General features: G+C 65.5%; 13 protein-coding genes. 6 read left to right on the top strand and 7 right to left on the bottom strand.

Going from position 1 to position 14,063, the window contains the following annotated elements; genetic code table 11:
- Window positions 1-17: 17 nt before the first annotated feature.
- Genes nagB through IB235_RS10750 form a run of 7 tightly spaced genes read right to left on the bottom strand, consistent with a single transcriptional unit; the run spans window position 18 to window position 6,821 of the window.
- Entirely contained in the window at window positions 18-767 is a 750-nt protein-coding gene (gene nagB, locus IB235_RS10780) for a glucosamine-6-phosphate deaminase (protein WP_192336724.1), read from the bottom strand.
- Between the two features lie 18 nt (window positions 768-785).
- Window positions 786-1,907, bottom strand: a complete 1,122-nt coding sequence (locus IB235_RS10775) for an ABC transporter ATP-binding protein (RefSeq protein WP_192336723.1) — start codon at window positions 1,905-1,907, stop codon at window positions 786-788.
- Between the two features lie 53 nt (window positions 1,908-1,960).
- Window positions 1,961-3,169: an extracellular solute-binding protein gene (locus IB235_RS10770; RefSeq protein ID WP_192336722.1), complete on the bottom strand. Its 1,209-nt coding sequence runs from the start codon at window positions 3,167-3,169 to the stop codon at window positions 1,961-1,963.
- Window positions 3,170-3,203: 34 nt separating this feature from the next.
- Window positions 3,204-4,046, bottom strand: coding sequence for a carbohydrate ABC transporter permease (locus IB235_RS10765; protein WP_192336721.1), 843 nt, complete (start codon window positions 4,044-4,046; stop codon window positions 3,204-3,206).
- Window positions 4,043-4,921 carry a carbohydrate ABC transporter permease gene (locus tag IB235_RS10760; protein WP_192336720.1) on the bottom strand — a complete coding sequence of 293 codons (879 nt, stop codon included), beginning with the start codon at window positions 4,919-4,921 and terminating at the stop codon, window positions 4,043-4,045. Before IB235_RS10760 ends, IB235_RS10765 begins: the two co-directional genes overlap by 4 nt.
- Window positions 4,918-6,081: a Gfo/Idh/MocA family protein gene (locus IB235_RS10755; RefSeq protein WP_225612206.1), complete on the bottom strand. Its 1,164-nt coding sequence runs from the start codon at window positions 6,079-6,081 to the stop codon at window positions 4,918-4,920. The genes IB235_RS10760 and IB235_RS10755 overlap by 4 nt, the downstream gene beginning before the upstream one ends.
- Window positions 6,078-6,821 (bottom strand): copper homeostasis protein CutC, encoded by a 744-nt coding sequence (locus IB235_RS10750; RefSeq protein WP_192336719.1) that lies wholly within the window; start codon window positions 6,819-6,821, stop codon window positions 6,078-6,080. The genes IB235_RS10755 and IB235_RS10750 overlap by 4 nt, the downstream gene beginning before the upstream one ends.
- Before the next feature lie 162 nt (window positions 6,822-6,983).
- Between IB235_RS10750 and IB235_RS10745 the strand changes: the two genes are divergently transcribed.
- The 6 genes from IB235_RS10745 to IB235_RS10720 are packed head-to-tail and all read left to right on the top strand — an operon-like array spanning window position 6,984 to window position 14,055.
- On the top strand, window positions 6,984-7,880 hold the full coding sequence (locus tag IB235_RS10745) for a DeoR/GlpR family DNA-binding transcription regulator (protein ID WP_192336718.1): 897 nt from the start codon (window positions 6,984-6,986) through the stop codon (window positions 7,878-7,880).
- The gene (locus IB235_RS10740; RefSeq protein ID WP_192336717.1) at window positions 7,877-8,932 is read left to right on the top strand and encodes a phosphosugar isomerase; all 1,056 of its coding nucleotides are present in this window, start codon (window positions 7,877-7,879) and stop codon (window positions 8,930-8,932) included. Before IB235_RS10745 ends, IB235_RS10740 begins: the two co-directional genes overlap by 4 nt.
- Entirely contained in the window at window positions 8,920-9,840 is a 921-nt protein-coding gene (locus IB235_RS10735; RefSeq protein WP_192336716.1) for an ROK family protein, read from the top strand. The genes IB235_RS10740 and IB235_RS10735 overlap by 13 nt, the downstream gene beginning before the upstream one ends.
- On the top strand, window positions 9,837-11,090 hold the full coding sequence (locus tag IB235_RS10730) for a class II D-tagatose-bisphosphate aldolase non-catalytic subunit (RefSeq protein ID WP_192336715.1): 1,254 nt from the start codon (window positions 9,837-9,839) through the stop codon (window positions 11,088-11,090). The genes IB235_RS10735 and IB235_RS10730 overlap by 4 nt, the downstream gene beginning before the upstream one ends.
- Window positions 11,084-12,178, top strand: a complete 1,095-nt coding sequence (locus tag IB235_RS10725) for an N-acetylglucosamine-6-phosphate deacetylase (protein ID WP_192336714.1) — start codon at window positions 11,084-11,086, stop codon at window positions 12,176-12,178. The genes IB235_RS10730 and IB235_RS10725 overlap by 7 nt, the downstream gene beginning before the upstream one ends.
- Entirely contained in the window at window positions 12,175-14,055 is a 1,881-nt protein-coding gene (locus IB235_RS10720; protein ID WP_192336713.1) for a beta-N-acetylhexosaminidase, read from the top strand. Before IB235_RS10725 ends, IB235_RS10720 begins: the two co-directional genes overlap by 4 nt.
- Window positions 14,056-14,063 lie beyond the last annotated feature (8 nt).

Genomic DNA, 14,063 nt, shown 5'->3' with positions numbered 1-14,063 from the left:
CCGTTTTCCGTGGCAGATCAGGCGGCGCTGGTTGCAGGAAGTTCGTGCAAAAGCGCGCCTGCCGCGCGGTCGGCAATCAGCGTGCAGGACGGATGCAGCCGCAGGTACGAGGCCGGGCAATCCGCGCTGACCGGCCCGTCCAGTGCTGCGGCCAATGCCTCGGCCTTGGCCCCACCGGTCGCCAATGCCACCACCTGCCGCGCCGAGAGGATGGCCGCTGTTCCCATCGTCACCGCATGAGAAGGGACGCTTTCCCCCGCGGCAAAGAAGCGCGCGTTGGCGCTGATCGTATCGGCCAGCAGTTCGACCACGCGGGTGGGGGCATCAAGCGGGGTGCCCGGTTCATTGAAACCGATATGACCGTTGGCACCGATCCCCAGCAATTGCAGGTCAACCGGCCCCAGCCGATCCAGCAGCGCCGAATATTCCGCCGCCGCGCGCTGGGGGTCGATTTCTCCGCGCGGGATGAAGATGTTCTCGGGGGTGACATCAACGTGGTCAAAGAAGTGACGGGCCATGTAGCTGTGATAGGAATTCGGATGGCGCGGATCGAGGCCGACATATTCGTCCAGATTGACCGTCCTGACCCGCGCGAAGCTGAGCCCGTCGCGATGGGCGGCGACCAGACGGGCGTACAGCGGCTCCATCGTGCCGCCTGTCGCCAGTCCCAGCACGGCGTCGGGCTGAGCGGTCACCAGATCGACGATCACCTGCGCTGCCGCGTCAATCGCGTCCTCGGTCTGGGGCAGCAGTTTCAGTTTCAGCATGCGCAACCTCATGGCAGTTCAGGCCGTGCGCGCGGTCGGGATGCGGTCCAGATCGACCGGCACATGGCGACGGGGCAGGGCGCGCCCGTTTTCGGTGAACAGATGCGCGGCCTTGGGATCGAAGCCCAGGCCGATCGCCTCACCGGGCGTGGCGCGGGTGCTGCCATCGGTGACCATGCAGATCTGGCCGCCGCCGGGGGCCACGCAATACAGCACCGTGCTGTTGCCCAGCCTTTCGACCACATCGACCCGGCAGGGCAGGCCGTCGGGATCGGGGCGAAGATCGTCGGGACGGATGCCAAGGCTGAGCGCTGCACCATTGGCGACGTTGCCCTCGACCGGGATCGTGACCCGAGGCCCGTTCTGAATCTGCAACGCGACGCCTTCGGGCGTGGTCCCAAGCCCGGTGGCGGGCAGGAAATTCATGTTCGGATTGCCGATGAAACCAGCGACGAAGCGGTTGACCGGGCGGTGGAACAGCTCGAGCGGGCTGCCGACCTGCTCGACGCGGCCCGCGTTCAGAACCACGATGCGGTCGGCCATGGTCATGGCCTCGATCTGGTCATGGGTGACGTAGATCATCGTGTTCGCCAGCTTTGCGTGAAGGCGCGAAAGCTCGACTCGCATTTCCCCGCGGAGCGCCGCGTCAAGGTTCGACAAGGGTTCGTCGAACAGAAAGACCGAGGGCTCGCGCACGATGGCCCGGCCGATGGCGACGCGCTGACGCTGGCCGCCGGATAGCTCTCCGGGCTTGTGTTGCAAGCGTTCGGTCAGCTTCAGCACCTCGGCGGCGGCGCCGACCTTCTGGCGGACCTCGGCCTCGGGGCGGCGATCGACGCGCAAGGGAAAGGCAATATTTTCATAGACATTCAGGTGCGGATATAGCGCGTAGCTTTGGAAGACCATCGCAATGCCGCGCTTGGATGGTGGCAGGTCGTTGACCTTTTTGCCGTCGATTTCCAGCGTGCCCGAGGTGATGTCCTCAAGCCCCGCGATCATGCGCAGCATGGTGGATTTGCCGCAGCCCGAGGGTCCGACGAAAACGGTGAATTCACCGTCGCGGATCTGCAGGTCGGTCGGGTGGATGACGCGTGCGGTCCCGAAATCCTTGGTCACGCCGGTCAGTTTCAGATCGCCCATCGGCTGCTCCTGCAAGGGAAAGGGGGGCGGGTGCGCCGCCCCCGGTAGGTTCATCAGTTCAGCGCGGACAGGCCGTCATTGATCGATTTCGCGGCTTCCTCGGGGGTTTCCTCATCCGAGATCAGCGCCTGAATGCCCTCGATCGCGGCGTCCTGCATGGCGATGTAGTCCTGCATCAAAGGTTCGGGGCCACCGGTCGGGACGGCGTCGATGAAGGGCTTCCAGTTCGGGTCCTTGGCGACCAGCGCATCGGCACCCGCACCGGCGCGGATCGGGGTCCAGCCGCCAGCCTCGTCAAAGGCGGATTGACGCTCGGGCGCGGTCAGGAACTTGATCAGGTTCTGGGTCGCTTCCTCGACCTTGGTGCCCTTGAAGACGACAAGGCTGTCGGTGATCAGCAGCGTCGAATGCTTGCCCGAGGGGCCAGCTGGGATCAGCGCCACGCCGAAATTCACGCCCTCGGCCTTGCCACGACCCCAGGCGCCCGAGGTATACATCGCGACCTGACCTTCCTTGAACAGCGGCTCGATCTTGCCGCGATCATAGGCGACGGGGCCTTCCTGCGAGTATTTCGCCAGTTCCTGGTAGAATTTCAGCGTCTCGACGTTGTTCTTGCTGTCGAAGGCGACCTTGCCATCGGCATCGACGACCTGACCGCCGTTGGAATACAGGAAGTTCAGGAATTCGTGGAAGGTGTTGTCCATGTCGGCGGCGGGCATCCCGAAACCGGCGGCCTTGGTCTTTTCCTTGATCGCCTTGGCGGCGGTCAGCATCTCGTCGAAGGTCGTCGGGCCGTTCGGCATGTCCAGACCCGCTTCCTTGAACAGGTCCTTGTTCCAGTACAGTGCCTTGGTCGAGAAGGCGCGCGGAAGACCCCAGACCTGACCGTCGAACTGCACGGTCGAGATGACCGAGGGCTCATAGGTCTTCAGCTCGTCCTCGGTCAGGGTGATCGGCAGGATCTGATCGGCGGCGGAAAGCTGTTTCAGCACGCGCGAGCCCATATAGGCGGCGGCGGGCGGCGTTCCGGCGGCGGCCAGCGTCAGGGTTTTTTCCTGGCACTGTTCCCAAGGCAGGAATTCAACGCGGACGGTGTAATCGGGGTTCGCCTTGACCCATTCGTCGATATGGGTCTGCTGGACCGGAGCCTGCGGTTCGTTATCGGCGCCGCAGTTGATCAGGTACAGCTCGGTCGCGGCATTGGCGGCGCTCGACAGGGCGAAAACCGCCGTGCTGGCCAGAATGATGGAACGGATCTTCAATTTTTGACTCCCTGTTTATATGCGACCGTAGCCGTCATTCCTTCACCGCGCCGGCGGTCAGCCCGGCGACGATGTATCGTTGCAGGAAGACGTAGAGCACCAGCACCGGCAGCACGCCGACGATGCTGGCGGCCATCAGTTCGTTCCAGCGAACTTCCTGATGGCCGAAAAACTGGTAAAGGCCGACCGGCAGCGGGTTCAGGTGGTTCTTCGAGTTGAAGGTCAACGCGAACAGGAACTGCTGGGCATAGGCCGTGATGAAGGTGGTGATGGCGACGACGACCATACCGGGTGCTGCAATCGGCAGGATCACCCGGCGCATGGTGTAAAGGCGGGATGCGCCATCGACATAGGCTGCTTCCTCAAGCTCGGCGGGGATGCGCATGAAATAGCTGCGCATCAGGAAGATGCCGGTCGGCACGGTGAAGGCCGCGCCCGGAATGATCATCGCGGCGTAGGTATTGAGCAGCCCCAGCGCCAGCATCAGCTTGTAAAGCGGGATGATCAGCACCGCCGCGCCGACCATCGACACCGCCAGAAACAGCGACAATAGCCCGTCGCGCAGCTTGAACTTGAAGCGGGCGAAGGCATAGGCGGCGGGGATCGAACAGCACATCGATAGGATCGTGACCGCCACCGCGATGCCGAAGCTGTTGATGATCCAGCGCCCCAGCATCGGCTGCGAGATCCAGATCTGGCGGTAATTGGCGAAACTCATCCCCTCGGCGAAGAAGCGATAGGGGATGCGGAAGACCTCGGCCAAGGGCCGCAGCGAGACCATGAAGGCTTCGACAAAGGGGGCCAGCATGAAGGTCAGGAACAGCGCCATGCCGGCATAGATCAGGACGAGTTCCCACCAGCGATAGCGGTTGATCATTTTGCGCGCCCTTTCCGGGTCAGGCGGTTCAGTAGCGCCAGATAGATCGCCGACAGCACCATCAGACAGATCAGGATCATCACCGCGCGGGCCGCGCCCTCGCCATAGCGGAAGCGGGAAATCGCGGTCTTGTAGGTGTCGATGATCATGGTCGTGGTCGAGCCGCGCGGGCCGCCCTCGGTCAGGATCCAGATGATTTCGAAGCTGTTGAAGGTCCAGATCGTGGACAGCAGCGCCATGGTGGTGATCGAGGGCATCAGAAGCGGCAGCGTCACCCGGCGGAAGCGGTAGAAGCGCCCGGCGCCATCGGTCCATGCGGCCTCATATAGGTCCTTGGGGATCGTCTGCATCGCCGCCAGCAGGTAAAGCGAGACCAGCGGCGTGCCGATCCAGACGTCGGTGACGACCGTCGCGATAAACGCCGCCTGCTTGTAGGCAAGGAACTCGAACGGCCCGGAAAACACCCCGAAACGCTGGCCAAGGCCGGAAATCATCCCGAACTGGCCGTTATACATCCACGCCCACATGAAGCAGCCGACAGCGACCGGTACCACCCATGGCGGCATGATCAGGATGCGAAACAGCGCACGTCCCGGCACGGCGGCATTCAGCAGCACCGCGCCCAGCAGACCCATGGCCAGCTTCAGGCTGACCGACAGCGTGGTCCAGACCAACGTCCGGCCTAGGATCGGCCAGAAGTCGCGCTGGAAGAACTTCAGGTAATTTTCGAAGCCGACATAGCTTTGCGTCTGCTTCATCGAGGCGTCGGTGAAGGACAGCCGGAAGGTCTCGACCAAGGGCCAAGCGGCGATGACACCGACCAGTAGAAGCGCCGGGATCAGCAGCAGATAGGGAAAGGAGTCCGTCCGTTTCATGCGACCGCCTTGGCCGAAAGGGCCGCGTCGAACTGTGCCCAGAAGGGGGCCAGATCGACCACGCGCCCCTCGCGCCGGGCTTGGTCCAGCGCCAAGGCGGTCACGCCTGCCTCCAGCGCGTCGGTGACGGTCAGCGGCAGGGCGGTCAGCTCTCCGCGCCAATGGGCGGCAAGATCGCGGCACATCGCCTCATCCGCGCCATAGTGATGGGTCATGTCGCCGGCCTTGCCGATGTTCGGGTCGTCAATCAGCACGGCGCTGTCATGGGCGCGGGTCAGCTTGAAGTAATTGCGGATGAAATCGCCCTCGGCCATCGCGTCGGTGCCGATCACGGCAAAGCGGCGGAACTCGTCGGGCGTGTTCATATTGGTATGAAAGGCCATGCTCGCGCCGTTCTGATATTCGATCAGCGCGGTCTGGTAATCGATCAGATCGCCCTGACCGGAATAGGCGTCGCGGGTGCCACCCCAGCGCGGCGACATGACGTTCAGGTAATCCGGCGCGTCGATGGGGCGATGCGCGGGCAGGTATTTCTTGCGCCCGCCAAAGCTCGCGACCCGAGCTGCCCGCGCCCCGACCGCGCCTTGGTACAGGTCCAGATCGTGGCAGCATTTTTCCAGCATGAAGCCGCCCGACAGCGCGGAATCGCGCCGCCAGTCGCGCATGAAGAAGCTGCCGTGATAGGGGGCGATATGCTCGGATGCCTCGATCGACATGACCTCGCCGATCTGCGGCGCGGCGGCACGCAGCGCGCGATATAGCGCCGAATAGCGTAGCACCATGCCGACAGCGACGCGGTTCACGCCGTCATGCGCGGCCAGCAGACGCGCGAGTTCCAGCGTCTCCTCCAGCGAGATCACCACCGGCTTTTCGGCAAAGATATGGGGCGTGTCACTGGCCAAAGCCTGCCGCAGGTGGTCCAGATGCAGGTGGTTCGGCGAGCCGATCAACAGCAGGTCGAAACGGTGGTTTCCCAGCATCTCGGCGGGGTCTGCATAGGTTTGGGCGGGGGCGGCATCACGCAGTCGCTCCTCATGCGCGGGGCCGGGATCGGCGACGGCGACAAGGTCCAGATCCGGGCAGCTTTCGCGCAGGAAAGGCAGGATCGCGGCAATGCGGTTGCCAAGGCCGATGATGCCGGTCTTCATCCCGTTTTTCATTGCGTCTGCTCCGTCGCCAGTTCCATCGCGTCGCGCAGGGCGCGGACGTTTTCGGCCAGCGTCTGGGGGCGGCTGGCGGCGATATTGATGCGGGTGGCGGGATAGGGGTCCTCGACCATGCTGGTGCAAGAGGCGTGCAACTCATGCACCCCCGCCGCCAGCAAGCGCGCCGCGTTCTCGGGCAGCACGCCTCCGCCTGCCAGAATGGTGATGCGGTCCCCGGCTTGTGCCGCAAGGCGGGCCAGCGTCTCGATGCCTTCGGGGGCGGCGCGGGTGCCACCTGCGGTCAGGATGCGGCTGACGCCCAGTTCAATGGCCTGTTCCAGCGATTTCTCAAGGTCGGGGCCAAGGTCAAAGGCGCGGTGGATGACCAGTTCAAGCCCGTCCGCCGCGTCGCGCAGGCGGGCCAGCGTGTCCAAATCCAGCCGCCCGTCCGGCAGGGTCGCGCCGGTCACGATGCCCGCAAGCCCCGCCGCCTTGACCGCCTTGATGTCATGGAAAGCCGCGTCGAGTTCCTCGGGCGAATAGATGAAGCCGCCGGGCCGGGGCCGGATCATCGCGCAGACCGGGATGGGCGATTCCGCTGCCTGCGCGATCAGACCGGGCGCGGGGGTCAGTCCGCTGACGGCCAGCGCCGCGCAAAGTTCGATCCGATCCGCGCCCCCTGCGATGGCCGCGGCAAGCCCCGCAGGGTCGTCCACACAGACTTCAAGAAGCGGGCGAGTAGGGCGGGCAGGCATCGGACCTCCGGGTCAGGTGATGAAACGAAGGCAACAACAAAACAAAACTTCTGTAAACATATTTTTCAGCACAGCTAACACATCTCTGTCTGGATTTTAGTTTGACAAACATTTCGTGCTGGAAAACATTGTGCAAAACACAGTTAGCCAATGGGACGCGGGATGCAGCAGGCGCCTGACGACAAGCCGCTTCACGGCGCAGCCCTATGGGCGGCGGTGCTTTCGGCCCGCGATTCCTTGCCCGCCAAGCTGCGTGCGATCGCGGCCTTCGTGGCCGAAGATCCGTCGGAATTCATCCGCATGACCTCGCGCGAGATCTGCGCCCGGCTGGGGACGTCCGAGCCGACGCTGATTCGCTTCTGCCGCAGTCTGGGCTTTGCGGGCTTGGCCGAATTCCGCATCGAATTGGCCTTGGCGCTGGCGGCACAAAGCACAGGCGCGGCGGTTCATCCGCAGGCCGCCGACCGCCGGCTGGCCAATCCCGAGGCCAAGCGCCGCATCGCCGCTGCCACGATGGAGCTGCTGGCGGATGACCGGGCGGTGCTGATCGACAATGGCTCGACCGTCGAGCTGGTGGCGGAATCGCTGGGCCAAAGTGACGATCATCCGGCCATGACCATCATGACTTCGGGGCTGATGGTGGCGCAGCACGCGATGCGGAACGGCCGCCATCGGGTAATGCTGACTGGGGGCGTTATCCGTCCCTCGACCGGCTCGCTGACCGGACGACTAGCCGAATCGAGCCTTGCGGGCATGAATTTCGACACCTTCGTCATGGGTGCGGACAGCATCGATCCGGAAGGGGGGCTGTCCACCTATTCCGAGGATGAGGCCCATGTCACCCGCGCCATGGTCGATGCGTCTTCCCGCGTGATCGTGCTGGCCGACCACACCAAATTCCGCGCCTCGCGCCTGCATCGCATCTGCGGGCTGTCGCGCGTGGCGATTCTGATCACCGACCGCGATCCCACCCCCGAGATCCGCGCCGCGCTGGATGCGGCGACGGTCCGGCTGATCGTCGCGAAAGCCGCCGGAATCGAACCGAAGGACAAGGCATGACCACTTTCACCGCCGAGGAAATCAACGCGCAGCCCGCGATCTGGCGCGACTGGGCCGGGCCGCTGGCCGAACAGGCCGCAATCATCCGCGACTGGATCGCGGCGCGCGCGCCGTCTGAAATCTGGCTGTCGGGTGCTGGAACCTCGGCCTATATCGGCGAGGTTCTGGCCCGCCAGTTGGGCGGCAATCTGCGGCCATGGCCGACGACGGATCTGGTCTCGGTGCCGGGGTTGGCCTTTGGCGTAAAGGGTCCGGTCCTGTCGATCCAGTTCGGGCGCAGCGGCGATAGTTCGGAATCCGTCGGGCTGATGGACCTGCTGGACGCGCATCGCCCGGACATCGACCGCTTGCAGATCACCTGTAACGCGGCAAGCGCGATGGGCACGCGCCAGGGGCCGGGGCCGGGAGAAACCCGCGCCCTGATCCTGCCCCCTGCCACGCATGATCGCGGCTTTGCCATGACTTCCAGCTTCACCACGATGTATCTGAGCGCGCTGGCCTGCCTTGATCCCAGCTTCGACGCGACCGATGTGCTGCCCCGCCTTGCCGATGCCGCCCAGCCGTTGCTGCCGCAGCTATGGAGCATCGAACACCCACGCCCCGAACGTGCGATTTTCCTTGGCTCGGGCGCTCTGACCGGGATTGCACGGGAATCGGCGCTGAAGGTTCTGGAACTGACAGCCGGGCAAACCATCACGCAATGGGACAGTACGCTGGGCTTTCGGCACGGGCCGAAGGCGGCGGTGGATCGCGGCACGGCGGTTTTCGTCATGGTCTCATCCGACCCGCAGGTCGCGCGCTATGACCGCGATCTGGCGGATGAGGTGCGGCGGCAATTCCCCGACGCTGACGTGGTGACCATCGGGCCGGGCTGCGACATCGACCTGACCCCCACAGGCACGTCCGCCGATCCGGTGCTTTACGTCCTGCCTGCGCAGATCCTTGCACATCGCTGGTCTCAGGCGCTTGGCCTGCCCGTGGACGATCCCTTCGCGGGTCGGAACCTGACCCGCGTGGTCTCGGGCGTGAAGCTTTACGGGTGGCAGCCTTGATCAGCGGCGCAATCGACCTCGGCGGGACCAAGATCGAGGCCCGGCTGTTCGACGCGTCCGCGAACACGCAAGGCATGCGCCGCGTGCCGACCCCACGCGACGATTTCGACAGCTTCCTTGCCGCGCTGGTCGGCCAGATCCGTTGGCTTGAAGAGCAGTCGGGCGATCCCGCGCTGCCGGTCGCGATCTCGATTGCCGGGTTGATCGACCCGAGGACAGGTATAGCCACGGCCTCGAATATCCCGGTCTCGGGGCGCAATCTAAGCCGCGAGCTGGGCGAGGCTCTGGGGCGCGACCTGCCGCTGATCAATGACTGTATGGCCTTCGCCTATTCCGAGGCGCATGGCGGCGCGGGCGAGGGGGCGGCCACGGTTCTGGGCCTGATCCTTGGCACCGGGGTCGGCGCGGGCTTCGTGATCCGGGGCGATCTGCCGCCGCGCCATGCGGGCCTTGCCGTGGAAATCGGCCATCTGGGCATGCCCGCCCGCGCGCTGACCCGACACGGCTTGCCGATCTGGCCCTGCGGCTGTGGGCGGGATGCCTGCAATGAAAATTATACCTCGGGAACGGGGCTGCGGCGGATCGCGGAATGGGCGGGGCTTTCGGATCCCGACCCGGTCCATGTGGCGGGCCGGGCGGCGACCGACCCGGAAGCCGCGCGGGTGATGGAGATCTGGGCCGACCTGACCGGAGAGATGCTTTACTCCGCGCAATTGATGCTGGACCCGCAGGTGATTGTCGTAGGCGGGGGACTGTCCAATATCCCCGGCCTGCCCGAGCGCCTGACCGGGGCGTTGAAGCGGCTGCGGCTGGGGCAGGTCAGCCTGCCCGATATTCGCGTGGCAGTGCATGGCGACAGTTCGGGCGCGCGCGGCGCAGCCCTGATGGCAAAGGCGGGCAAGGCATGAGCGACCTTCTGACACCGATCATCCGGGCCATGCGCAAGGGGATCGGCCCGGCCATCCCCTCGGTCTGCTCGGCCCATCCGGATGTGATCGCGGCGGGGCTGCGGCTGGCACGTGAGCACAACATGCCCGCGCTGATCGAGGCGACCTCGAACCAGGTCAACCAGTTCGGCGGCTATACCGGCATGACGCCCGCCGACTTCATCACCTTTGTCCTCGACATTGCCGCCGCGCATGGTCTGGGCGATGTGCCCGTGATCCTTGGCGGCGACCACCTTGGCCCGCAGGCATGGCGCAACCTTTCGTCCGATGCGGCAATGTCCCACGCCGAGGTGATGATTGCGGCCTATGTCCGCGCGGGTTTCACCAAGATCCATCTGGATTGCTCCGAAGGCTGTCAGGGCGAACCCGCGCAGGTCGGTGACGCCCTCGCCGCTGCCCGCGCGGCGCGGCTTGCCACTGTCGCCGAAGCTGCCGCCCCGGACCCCGAGGCACTGACCTATATCGTCGGGACCGAGGTTCCGCCGCCCGGCGGTGCGCGCCACGACGACGAAGGCATCCAGCCCACCCCTCCGGGCAATGCGCGCGCAACCCTTGCCGCGCATGAAGAGGCCTTTGCCGCCGCCGGTGCGTCTGCCGCATGGGCGCGCGTGCGCGGGCTGGTCGTCCAGCCGGGGCTGGAATTCGCCCCCGCATCCATCCACCGCTTCGACCTGTCGCAAGCCGATGCCCTCAGCCCGGTGCTGGGCGCGAATGACCTTCTGTGCTTCGAGGCGCATTCGACCGATTACCAATCGCCCGAGGTCTATGCCGATCTGACAATGCGCAATTTCGGCATCCTCAAGGTCGGCCCGGCGCTGACCTTCGCGTGGCGCGAGGCTTTATACGCGCTGTCCCATGTCCGCGCTTGGATCGACGGCAGCCCGCATATCAGCGAGCGGATGGAGGCGCTGATGCTGGAGCAGCCGAAATACTGGCAAGGCCATTATCACGGCGAGGGCGACAGCCTGCGGCTGATGCGGCATTTCGGCTATGCCGACCGTATCCGCTATTATTGGCCCCGCGCCGAGGCCGAGGTGCAGGGGCTATGTGCCGCGTTGGACGGGCCTTTGCCCGCGCCGCTGCTGCAGCAATACCTGCCGCCCGCCACACTGGAGCGCGCGGCCCGGCTTGACCTGCCACCGGCCCGCGCCATCCTTCAGGCCCATGTCGAACAGACCCTCGCTGCCTATTACCCGGAGGAAACATGCTGATCGCCGCCGAACGGCTGTGGACCGAGGGCCGTCTGGCCGAGGGGCTGGCGGTCGAAGCCGATGCAGGCCGGATCGTTGCGCTGCGCCCTTTGGGCCCCGACACGCCCGACCTGACCGTGTCGCTGCTGATGCCCGGCTGCACGGATTTGCAGGTGAATGGCGGTGGTGGCGTGCTGTTCAACGCCGATCCCACGCCCGAGGGCATTGCCGCGATCGCCGCCGCGCATCATCGGCTGGGCACGGCGCAGATCCTGCCCACGGTCATCACCGACGCCCCCGAAGTCATGGAAGCCGCCGCCGAGGCTGTCATCGCCGCGATGGGGCAGCCGGGCGTCGCGGGCATCCATATCGAGGGGCCGCATATCTCGCCCCCGCGTCGGGGCACCCATGACCCGCGCTTCATCCGTCCGCTGGACGAGCGCACGATGGCGGTCCTGCGCCGCTTGCGCAGGGCGGATGTGCCGGTCCTGCTGACCCTTGCCCCGGAACTGGCCGATCCCGCGCTGCTGCGCGAGGCGGCGGGTTTGGGGGTGGTGCTTTCGGCGGGCCATACGATGGCCACGGCTGCCCAGACACGCGCGGCAATGGCGGATGGCGTGACGATGTTCACCCATCTTTTCAACGCCATGCCGCAGATGACCTCGCGCGAGCCGGGGGTGATTGCCGCCGCGATCCTGTCGGAAGGCTGGTGCGGGCTGATCGCGGATGGCGTCCATGTCTCGGCCGAGATGCTTTCCGTGGCGCTGGCCGCCCGGCCGCGCCCGGATCGCTGCTTCCTAGTCTCGGATGCCATGCCGACGGTTGGGGGGCCGGATCGCTTCTCGCTTTACGGGATGGAAATCCATGTCGAGAACGGTGCTTTGGTGAATGCGCAAGGCTCACTGGCCGGGGCGCATATCGACATGCTGGAATCGCTGCGCAGACTGATCGCGATGACCGGAATGCCGCTGGAACGCGCCATTGCCATGGCAACTGACCTGCCTCGGCAGGCCATGGACTTGCCCGCGCTGGCCGTGGCACCGGGGACGCCCATGCGTGACCTGATCGCGCTGGACCGTGATCTGCATTTGCAGGACCTGCCGCGATGACCCTGTGGCTTCAGCAAAGCTGGTCGCCCGAGGGTGCGCCTGACAGCAAGGGCGGGATGTTCCGCCTGACCATCCACAATCGTGGCGATAAACCGGTCGCACCTGCGGCCCTGTGCATGTCGTCGATGACCCGCATCGCGGGGCCAGCCCAGATCGAGGGCGCGGCTTTGGATCGCCGCTTTGGCAATTACCACCGCCTGATCGCGCCCGAGGGCTTACTGATTGCTCCGGGCGAGGCATGGCTGATCCGCATTCTGTCCCTGACCCACCCGCCCAAAAACCGCAGCCAAGGGGTCATGTCGGCATGGATCGAGGCTGAGGACGGCGAAATCCCGCTGCTTCTGGGCGATCTTGAGCCACCTCCCGGCACGCCGCGAGGGCCGCTTGCACCGCTGCCCGAAGGGCGGCTGGACCTGCCCTTGGGCCTGCTGCCTTGGCCGCAGCACGTCGACATTGCGGAATGGGACGAGCCGGTCGGGCTGCTTCCCTCGGCTGAACTGACTGATGTCGCGGCGCTGCATCAGCGGCTTTTCCCCTTCGCGCGCGGGATTTTGTCGCGCGACGGTCGCCCGGTCCGGTTCCAGCCTGCGGAGCTTCCTACTGGGGGCTACCGACTGGATTTCACCCCCGATGCCATCACCCTGTCCCATGCCGATCCGGATGGGCGGCGGCACGGACTGGTTGCGCTGGCCCAGATCAGCCACGCGGCGCTAAGCGATCCGCGCTTTCGAGAGCCCCTGCGCGGCCGGATCGAGGATCACCCGCGCTTTCAATGGCGCGGGATGCATATGGACGTGGCGCGCAATTTCCGCACCATCGAGGAGGTCCGCCGCGCCGTCGATATCCTGGCGTGGCACCGGCTGAACCACCTGCATTGGCACCTGACCGATGACGAGGGCTGGCGGCTGGAGATCCCCTCGCTGCCGGACCTGACCCGGATCGGTGCGTGCCGGGGTGTGGGTCTGCCGCTTCTGCCGCAATATGCCGATCCGTCCGTAGGCCAAGCCGGTCACTATACCGGCAATGAGGCCCGCGCGCTGGTCGCGCATGCGGCAAGTCTTGGCATCGAGGTCCTACCCGAAATCGACATGCCGGGGCATCTGATCTCACTTCTTGCTGCCATTCCCGGGCTGACCGACCCGGATGAGGTTCCGGACAGCTATCGCTCGATCCAAGGCTATCCGAACAATGCGGTGAACCCGGCGGTGCCCGCCGTCTATGACATTCTGGGCAAGGTGCTGGACGAGGTCTGCGCGATTTTCCCCTCGCATCTGATCCATTTGGGCGGGGATGAGGTGAATGACCAATCGTGGCAGCAAAGCCCCGCCGCGATGACACTGGCCAAGGCCGAAGGCATCGCGGGCGAGGGCGTGACCCACCGCCTGCAGGCGCTGTTCATGCGCCGGATGCAGCAGATGTTGGCTGATCGCGGGCGGTCGCTGGCCGGTTGGGACGAATGCGCCGATGGCGGCGGGGTCAGCGCGCAGGGCACGCTGCTGTTCGCATGGCGCTCGGTCGAGAAAACCGCCGAGCTGATGCGGTCGGGCTACGACGTGATCGCGACGCCGGGGCAGGCCTATTACCTCGACATGACGCAATCGGCGGATTGGGACGCAATCGGGCTAAGCTGGGGCGGCGCAGTTCCGCCCGAAAAGACCTATCATTTCGAGCCGACCGAGGGGTTGCCCACGGATGCCGCTGGCCGCCTGATCGGCATACAGGCCGGGGTCTGGTCCGAAATGCTGTCCACCCGCCAGCGCTGGAACGCGATGGTGTTTCCGCGCCTGTCGGCGGTCGCGGAATCCGCCTGGACCCGTTACGAAGCCAAGGATTGGCGGCGCTTCTGCGCCCTCTCCCGTCTCATGCCACAACTGTAAGGAAGCCC

This window comes from Paracoccus sp. PAR01, from assembly GCF_014851995.1.
In the GTDB taxonomy this organism is placed as follows: domain Bacteria; phylum Pseudomonadota; class Alphaproteobacteria; order Rhodobacterales; family Rhodobacteraceae; genus Paracoccus; species Paracoccus litorisediminis.
The sequence above is the reverse complement of the archived record's forward strand: the minus strand, read 5'-3'. Positions and strand labels throughout refer to the sequence as shown.

Bases quoted from the DNA above. Each gene is read 5' to 3' on its own strand.
- IB235_RS10775 (WP_192336723.1), bottom strand. From the start codon at position 1,907: ATGGGCGATCTGAAACTGACCGGCGTGACCAAGGATTTCGGGACCGCA.
- IB235_RS10760 (WP_192336720.1), bottom strand. From the start codon at position 4,921: ATGAAACGGACGGACTCCTTTCCCTATCTGCTGCTGATCCCGGCGCTT.
- IB235_RS10745 (WP_192336718.1), top strand. From the start codon at position 6,984: ATGCAGCAGGCGCCTGACGACAAGCCGCTTCACGGCGCAGCCCTATGG.
- IB235_RS10750 (WP_192336719.1), bottom strand. From the start codon at position 6,821: ATGCCTGCCCGCCCTACTCGCCCGCTTCTTGAAGTCTGTGTGGACGAC.
- IB235_RS10740 (WP_192336717.1), top strand. From the start codon at position 7,877: ATGACCACTTTCACCGCCGAGGAAATCAACGCGCAGCCCGCGATCTGG.
- IB235_RS10730 (WP_192336715.1), top strand. From the start codon at position 9,837: ATGAGCGACCTTCTGACACCGATCATCCGGGCCATGCGCAAGGGGATC.
- IB235_RS10725 (WP_192336714.1), top strand. From the start codon at position 11,084: ATGCTGATCGCCGCCGAACGGCTGTGGACCGAGGGCCGTCTGGCCGAG.
- IB235_RS10755 (WP_225612206.1), bottom strand. From the start codon at position 6,081: ATGAAAAACGGGATGAAGACCGGCATCATCGGCCTTGGCAACCGCATT.
- IB235_RS10720 (WP_192336713.1), top strand. From the start codon at position 12,175: ATGACCCTGTGGCTTCAGCAAAGCTGGTCGCCCGAGGGTGCGCCTGAC.
- nagB (WP_192336724.1), bottom strand. From the start codon at position 767: ATGCTGAAACTGAAACTGCTGCCCCAGACCGAGGACGCGATTGACGCG.
- IB235_RS10765 (WP_192336721.1), bottom strand. From the start codon at position 4,046: ATGATCAACCGCTATCGCTGGTGGGAACTCGTCCTGATCTATGCCGGC.